Below are 7,221 nucleotides of genomic sequence, written 5' to 3' on the forward strand. Positions count from 1 at the left end.
AACTCGGCAAACGCCGTGACGACACGCTGGCCCACAACTACCGCGAATGGCTCAAAGCCGCTTGACACGAGATAGGAGCATCATCTTCCGCCGCTACCTGCCCTGGGCCGTCCTCTTCGGCCTGACCCGGCGCTGGACGCGGGTCTGCCAGCAGCTCGCGGACGCAGGCCGGATCCCGCCCCTCGACCTCACGTTCTGGGGGGACGGGATTACCGCCTCGGACGTGGCGCGGGACATCGGGCGCCTGGACAGCACGGTGGGCCGGGCGAGCTTCACCGCGTCCGGGTCGGGGTCGGGCGGGTCGTTCTTTTCCGGCGGCGGGTCCGGCGGCTCGTCTGGGTTCAGCGGGGGCAGTTCGGGCGGAGGCGGAGGGGGCGGCACGAGCGCCAGCAGCTGGTAGGCCCCTGAGCGCCCGGTCAGGAGGGGGAGTCCGTCCGAGGGTTCTCGTCGCGTCGAGCGATCGCCTCCCGCAGGACGGGGCCGGGTTCGATGACCACGGCGTCGGAACCGGTCCGGACGCCAGCCTCGGTGAACGCCTGCAGCACCGCCGAGATCACCGCGTTTCGGGCCTCCAGTGTCTCCAGTTGCAGCGACCCGCTCCAGAACCTCAGTTCCAGCGTGACGGTGGCTGCCCCGACGCGGGTCAGGAGTGCCTGGGGGGCAGGTTCGGGCAGCACGCTGGGCAGGGCATCCATCGCCCGCACCGCCACGACCCGCGCCTGCTCCAGATCCGTGGTCTCGTCCAGATCGACCTCGACGCTGGTGCGCACCTGCTCGTAGCCCGTCTGGACCGTGACGATCTCGCTGTGCAGAACCGTGTTGGGGACGACCACCAGCCGCCCATCGAAGGTCCGGACCACGGTCGAGGTGAGCCCGATGGCCGTGACCTGACCACGGACGTCTCCAACGGCGATCTGGTCGTCCACGCGGAACCGATCCCGGGCGAGCAGGACGAGGCCGGCGAACATGTTCCCGAGCACGGTCTGGAACGCGATGCCGGCGGCGATCGACACGATCGTGACTCCGCCCAGGATGTCCACCGGCTTGACGCTGGGGAACACCACGGTCAGGGCCGCACTGAAGGCGACGAACAGGACGACCCACTGGGCGACGCGGCTGAACACCCGGGCCGAGCTGGGTCCGCGGCCGCGCCGCAGCAGGAGCCGTTCGGTGGCGAGCCGGATGAGGTAGGCGGCCACCGCGCCGACGGCGAAGATCTGGAGGGCAAGTAGGGCGCCCGCCCAGGTGATGGTCCCCGTCATCGGACCGGTCCCGCCTCGACGGCCGCGAGGTGGCGGGCGAGCACATCGTGGTAGGGCGGACGGGCGACCTCGAGCAGGTCGGTCAGGATCTCCACGAGCCGGCCCCGCACCTGAGGTGCGTCCTTGCCGTAGTGGACGATCTCGGTGAAGGCGAGTTCGATTAGGTCCTCGATCCGCTGCGGTCGCCACACCACCCGGATGATGCCCTCCTCGTCACGGAAGGCGGACGGCGGGTTCGGGCGCTGGACGAGCGGACGGAGCAGCCGCTGGATCTCGTCGAGGCCCTCCACGGCCGTCGTGGGGTCGTTGGTACCAGGCGACAGTGCGCGGATGGCGATGTCGACGAGTTGCTGGAAGCCGTAACCGGGGTCGAACTCGATGGTGCGTTCGGTCTCGAGGAAGATGACGTCCTCGACATCGTCGGCGATGTCGGAGTCGAGTCCGTACAGCCGGGCGAGAGCCTGGCCCTCGGTGCGCTGGTCGCCGTGCCGGACCAGGACCTCGATGACTCCGTCGTGATCGGTCGCGAGATCCATCAGACGCATGTAGGAGGCCGTGGCGACCCGGCCGTGCCGGGGGCCGCAGCGCACGACACCGGAGGGCACGCCGAGCTCGGGCAGCGGACCGTCGGTCGCGACGTCCGGCTGGTACAGCCGATCGATCACCCTGGACGTGGCATCACCGACCCGGGAGATCACCCGGCTGACCTGGATCGAGGTGGTGATGTGGTGGATGAAAGCGAGGAAGAGGGCGACGCTCGCCACGACGAGGAGGAACGCGACGGTGACCGACACCTGCGGCACGAACTCGTCGGAATCTGTGCCCCGAACCGAACGCAGCACGGTCAGGCTGTACACGAAGGACGCGGTGAACACGCCGAGGGTGAACTGCGAGACGCGGTTCCGCAGGAACGCGCCCAGGACCCTGGGGGTGAACTGGCTCGAAGCCAGCTGCAGCACGACCATCGTGATCGAGAACACGAGGCCTGTGACCGAGATCATGGCGCCCGCGATGGAACTCAGCATCGTCCGGGCGCCGTCCGGCCCGCCGGCGAACACGTACGGCAGGGACGCGCCCAGCTGCCTATCCAGGGCCGGCAGCGCGAGGGCGGCCGCGAAGCTCACGACCACCACGGCCAGCGGCAGCGCCCAGAACGGTTGCCACAGCCGGATCCACCACGAGCGTGGCGGCGGCGAGAGCTCCTTGGCGGTCAGACCGATGGCGTCCACGGGGCCATTCTTGCAGCGCTGACCGCTGTGACAAGCTCGTTCCATCGCCCGGGCCCCAGCGTCAGCGGGCCTCTGCCGGGTGTTCGTCTTCCTCCGGCTCAAGCGCGAGTTCGTCCCGACGGATCGCCAGGAGCAGTTCGCCGATGCGGACGAGCCTCGGCAGCGTGATGATGACGAGCCCGCCCAGGGCGTTGGCGGGAATCACCCAGGCGAACCACAACAGCCAGTCGGCGTACGACGCGTCCCAGCCGGCGTGGAAGGCTGCAAAGATCACGATCGAGTTGAGCGCACCGTGGAGCAGGCCCATCCCCACGACGAGCATGCCGCTGATGAGCGCCATGACCATGCCTGCCAGATCGTTGTCGGTGCCCTGCTGCATGCGCGTCACCAACGTGATCGTCGATCCCGCGAGGACGGCCAAGGCGAACGCCTCGGGCCACGGGCGTTCTGCCAGGTAGCCCTGGGCGGTCTCGATGAACACATCGTGATACCGGGGAAAGGCAGCGACGAGCAGCCACGTGAACAGCCAGCCTCCGGCGAGGTTGGTAAGGAGGGTGACCAGCCACAGCCGGACCAGTTGGACGATCGTGCCTTGTCCGGCGACGATCGCGTTGATGGGCAGCAGGAAGTCCTCGGTGAACAGCTCGCTGTGCGCCATCTTGAGCGCGATCAGGCCGACACCGAAGGCGAGCCCGGCGAGCACGGTCGAACCGGTGGCGTCCTTGACGAGCACCATCGCCATGATGCCGAGGCCCACGTCGACCCCGCCGAAGAAGCCGGTGACGACGAGGGCCCGCCAGGTGCGGTTGAGCCGCTCGGCTCCGGTCAGCGCGGTGTCGCGGGCCTCGGCGACGAGGGCGTCCTCCGCTGCGGCGTCGGATGAACCGTGCTCCCGGCGGCGGTGCTCGTCGAGGTCGTCGTGCACCACGCCGGATTCGTTCACACCCGTGAGTCTAGAAGGTAACGGGGGTTAGCGCTGTCCGATGGCCTGCAGCTCGACCTCGGTGAGCTGGGTCGTCTGGGTGAGGGTGACCGGAATGTTGCCCTGCTGTCCGAGGCCACTCCACGCCACGTCCCAGTGGCTGGCGGCGGTCACGGTGTAGTTGCCGGAGCGGCTGTAGGTGTGGCCGCAGTCGGGCGAGGGCGACTTGCCGTTCGAGGCCTGGTAGGGCGTCCCCGGCCCGTTGCAGACGACCGTCTGGCCGTCGCCCATGTTCCAAGTGATGTCGGTCAACCGGGCGGTCGCGGTCACCGAGTACCCGCGGATGCTCGCGGTCTTCGTGTTGGGGCCTGTCGTCGACGCGCCAGGATCAGCGACCCACATCCACGTGGGCAGACCGATGACTCCAACGTTGCCCTGGCCGGGGGGCGGGGCCATGCCGATCTTGATCGCATGCAGCGCCATGCTCTTGATCGCGAGCTGGGCCACGTCCCGGGGATCCGGCGGCGGAGGCGGAGCCACGGGGCCCGCGGCCGACAGCGGCGCAATCACGGTCTTTTGGACGATCGAGCCCTGGCCCTGACACACCCAGATGTAGTTGTTCGCTGCGTCGATCGGCATGGAGCCCGGCGGCAGATACAGGTAGCAATTCGTCTCCGAACTCCACCACCCGCCGTTGCTGGTGCACGGCACCTCCTGGCCGAGGGAGCTGTCGACGCACTTGCCGCCGCCACCGCCGGGTCAAGTCCCTCAACAAGGGGCTGCTCTTGGCCATGTGTTTGGTGGCTATGGACTGCTTGTTGGTTGCCCACTACCAGCCCGAGGTGGCCTTGGCTCTTCTCAGGTGGACTCCGCCAGTGGCTCTGTTGGAAGGCGCGCTGATCAACCTCATGCCGGTAGTGATGCCGGTGATCGTGAGTGTTGCGGTGGTTAGGTCCGCCATCTACTTGGCTGGCGTCGGTGGTGGGAGCGCACATCCTGAGAAGGCTTTCACCTCCCTGCTGATGGCCGGTGCACTGTACGGTCTCTCGCTGCTCCTCCTTCCCGGTGAGCTCCTTCGCAGCGGATGGATGTTCGCGAGCCTCCTGACGGCAATCATCGGTCTGCTGTTTGCCGAAAGTTCTCCCGCTCGTGCGAGGGGTCTGGGTGTTCTGGCCGTGATCTTTGCGCTGACTGGTGCATCCGCCACCGTCATCAGCGCTTGGGGCGAGGATGGACATGTTCTGCAGGCGCAGTTGGCGCGTCCTTGGGCCCCTGCCGAGGTTCTCACTTGGAAAGGGGTCAGCGGGCCAACGGTGGGATATGTCCTCACTCTCGGCGACGGCTGGGTGACGATCCTGGAAGAGGATTCCCGCAAGGTGGTTATGCGCCCCGCTAGCGATCTTGTGGGACGAGAAGTGTGCAACGTCGGAGGTCCGTTGGCGCCGCGCGTCCTGTTGGTCCCCCGTAAGGATTCTCTCCAGTGCCCTAGCTAGAGCAAGGGCTCCTGGACTGGCCCATTCCACGGGAAGGCTGACAACGGGGAGTCGTCTGCGACGAGGAAGATTGAGACGCCCACCAGCTGGGGCTTCTTGCGGTGCAGCTCGGCGTCCATGGTGACAAACCAGTCGGCGCCAGCAACCTTGGCAGTGGCCAGGTGGATCGCGTCGGCTGTCTTGAAACCGTGGGCGAGTCTCAGCTGGGCCGCTTCACGCGCGATGGGTGCGGACACATCGATGAGATCGAACTCGCGAGATTGCAGCATCTGGAGAACCATCGTCTGCTTCTGCTGGACGTCCGAGTCCAGCGAGGGCTTGTAGATCTCTGTCAGCAGGAGGGTGGATCCGACGGGCCTGACAGAACCGGCGTCGATCTGTTGCAGCAGGGGTTTGACGAGTTTGGCGCTGGGTTCGCCCTTGATGATGGACAGCCATGCGCACGCGTCGAGCGCGACTCGCGTGGGTTCAGTCTTCGCCACGGATACCTGCCAAGTACTGAGCGGGGGAGAGCCCGTCTGTGACCGTGGGGTCAAGACCGATGAGCGACTCCCATGGCAGGGGGGCGGCCGCGACCACACGCAAGGTGTCTGCGTTGATCCAGTAGGGCACGCCATCGCCGTCCTGACGGACCTTGCCCTCGATCTCGACGAACTTCAGCAGTGCGTCCGCCATGCGTTGGGCGTCGCTGGAGGAGAAACTGCATCGCACTACGCGCCCCGATTCGAGTTTCAGGGAAGCACGGTTACCGCGGGTGACATTGAAACCGGTCAGGGTGCCGCGCAGCGCGCCCGGCATCTCTCGGACCCACGGGGTGATGCTTTCCAGACGAGTCCCCAGGACGAAGTCGACCGGGATGACGTTCTCCGCCACCTTCAGCACGGCTCTACTGGGCCCGAGCGCGCGTACGAATGTCTGCGCTGCGGTGACAACACCCGGCGTCCACGTGGTGGGGTTGGGGTGACCTGCTCGAATCTCGGCCAGTCCTTCGACCATCCGTTGGGCGGCTTGCTCACGTTCTGGCGCTGTCGAACGCATCGTGACGACTGCCGAGCCCTGGCGTAGCTCGACGATGGTCCAGTCTCGTTCACGAGATTCCACATCTGTCAGCTCGTCGAGGAGGTGCAGCAGGTTCTGCCCGGCCGCGAAGAAGCGCGACGCGTCGGCTGGCTGTTCAGGGTCGACCGTCAGGTTGACATCAGTCATGTGCCCTCCCTCCTCTGGCTCATCATCCTGCCACGTGCCACTGGCATTTTTTCCGATGGCCAAGTGGACCCGTGGCCACTTCGGGAAGCAGCTCTACTGAGATGTGGGCGGAAGCTGTCGGCGCAAGTCCGCCAACCGGACCACCAGCAGCGGCCAGGTGGCGGTCACGTGGTCGAGATTGAGCGGTGGGCTCCATTGGCGTGTTACGGCAGCCTCCAGGGCGGGGATGGGCAGCCCGTCGGGACAGGGCCAGCAGGCGAGGCGCAGGTGGGCGAACATCCACTCCGTGAGGCGTTCGTCACCGGGCGTCGCGAGTGAGAAGTTCGTCGGATGTCCCTTGCCGGGACGCGGGACCACGGTGAGGTCGAGGTTGTCCTGCAGAAGTGCGGCAAGGCTGCGCCGCACCGTGGAATGCCCGGTACGTCCGGTGCGGAAGTGGGTGCCGAGCGTGCGGGTCCGCAGGCTGCTCTGGGACTTGCCGACGTAGATGGCCCGGTCCACCGGATGGTGGCTGAGCCCGAGAGCTGCCAGCCCGGCGGCGGTGGCGTGCAGTGCATAGAGACCAGGCGCAGTGGGCGCGGCCGTGCGGTCGCCCGGCACGACAGGGATGGGTTGGCTCAGTGTTTCGAGGGCATCCGCGAAGGCCTCATCCATTGGCACCAGGTTCACTGGAGTTCCTCGGACCCGTGGGGCGTCAGATCTGCGGCGGTCTCCTCGATCACCTCGGTGTCCGACGATGAGTCGGTGAGACGGCCGGAGAAGGCGGCGGCGAGAACGGCCCGACGCAGGACGGCAGAACGCTGTTGATTCATGGTGACGCTCTGTTGGAGTTGTGCGACGTGGGCCTCGAGGCCGTCGACCTTGTTCAACAGCACGTCCTGCTGTTCCAAGCTGACTTCTGGGATCTCGAGGAGTCGGAGCTTCTCCTGTGGAAGGTGCTTTATGGTGGTTCCCGTGAAGAGATGATCCCACCGGTGCCGCCGGATTCCCTCTCGGATCATGGCTGCCACATACTCCGGACGCCAGCGGTCCGGAATTTGTCAAGGTGGATGAGGCCATTGGGAGTCAGGCGGCGGGCTGGTAGGTCTGCTGGTCGTCTCGGTTGGCGG

9 protein-coding genes are annotated in these 7,221 nt (G+C 66.8%); 1 reads left to right on the top strand and 8 read right to left on the bottom strand.

What is annotated here, in order from left to right; all coding sequences use genetic code 11:
• Positions 1-416: 416 nt before the first annotated feature.
• From ACYVKA_RS13625 to ACYVKA_RS13640, 4 genes are all read right to left on the bottom strand, one after another.
• Entirely contained in the window at positions 417-1,262 is an 846-nt protein-coding gene (locus ACYVKA_RS13625; protein WP_460706220.1) for a mechanosensitive ion channel family protein, read from the bottom strand.
• The gene (locus ACYVKA_RS13630; RefSeq protein WP_460706222.1) at positions 1,259-2,491 is read right to left on the bottom strand and encodes a DUF2254 domain-containing protein; all 1,233 of its coding nucleotides are present in this window, start codon (positions 2,489-2,491) and stop codon (positions 1,259-1,261) included. The genes ACYVKA_RS13625 and ACYVKA_RS13630 overlap by 4 nt, the downstream gene beginning before the upstream one ends.
• 61 nt (positions 2,492-2,552) lie before the next feature.
• Positions 2,553-3,434: a formate/nitrite transporter family protein gene (locus tag ACYVKA_RS13635; RefSeq protein ID WP_460706224.1), complete on the bottom strand. Its 882-nt coding sequence runs from the start codon at positions 3,432-3,434 to the stop codon at positions 2,553-2,555.
• Between the two features lie 27 nt (positions 3,435-3,461).
• Positions 3,462-4,052, bottom strand: a complete 591-nt coding sequence (locus ACYVKA_RS13640) for a hypothetical protein (RefSeq protein WP_460706226.1) — start codon at positions 4,050-4,052, stop codon at positions 3,462-3,464.
• 236 nt (positions 4,053-4,288) lie between these two features.
• Between ACYVKA_RS13640 and ACYVKA_RS13645 the strand changes: the two genes are divergently transcribed.
• The gene (locus ACYVKA_RS13645; protein WP_460706228.1) at positions 4,289-4,906 is read left to right on the top strand and encodes a hypothetical protein; all 618 of its coding nucleotides are present in this window, start codon (positions 4,289-4,291) and stop codon (positions 4,904-4,906) included.
• Here the strand turns inward: ACYVKA_RS13645 and ACYVKA_RS13650 are convergent.
• The 4 genes from ACYVKA_RS13650 to ACYVKA_RS13665 form a co-directional block, all read right to left on the bottom strand.
• Positions 4,903-5,388 carry a type II toxin-antitoxin system VapC family toxin gene (locus tag ACYVKA_RS13650; RefSeq protein ID WP_460706230.1) on the bottom strand — a complete coding sequence of 162 codons (486 nt, stop codon included), beginning with the start codon at positions 5,386-5,388 and terminating at the stop codon, positions 4,903-4,905. The two genes, ACYVKA_RS13645 and ACYVKA_RS13650, sit on opposite strands and share 4 nt — an antisense overlap.
• On the bottom strand, positions 5,375-6,112 hold the full coding sequence (locus ACYVKA_RS13655) for a hypothetical protein (RefSeq protein ID WP_460706232.1): 738 nt from the start codon (positions 6,110-6,112) through the stop codon (positions 5,375-5,377). Before ACYVKA_RS13655 ends, ACYVKA_RS13650 begins: the two co-directional genes overlap by 14 nt.
• Positions 6,113-6,205: 93 nt before the next feature.
• Positions 6,206-6,781, bottom strand: a complete 576-nt coding sequence (locus ACYVKA_RS13660; protein WP_460706233.1) for a GIY-YIG nuclease family protein — start codon at positions 6,779-6,781, stop codon at positions 6,206-6,208.
• A complete protein-coding gene (locus ACYVKA_RS13665) occupies positions 6,778-7,002 on the bottom strand; it encodes a hypothetical protein (RefSeq protein WP_460706235.1) in 225 nt (74 codons plus the stop codon). The genes ACYVKA_RS13660 and ACYVKA_RS13665 overlap by 4 nt, the downstream gene beginning before the upstream one ends.
• Between the last annotated feature and the right edge of the window lie 219 nt (positions 7,003-7,221).

The organism is Luteococcus sediminum, from assembly GCF_054783495.1.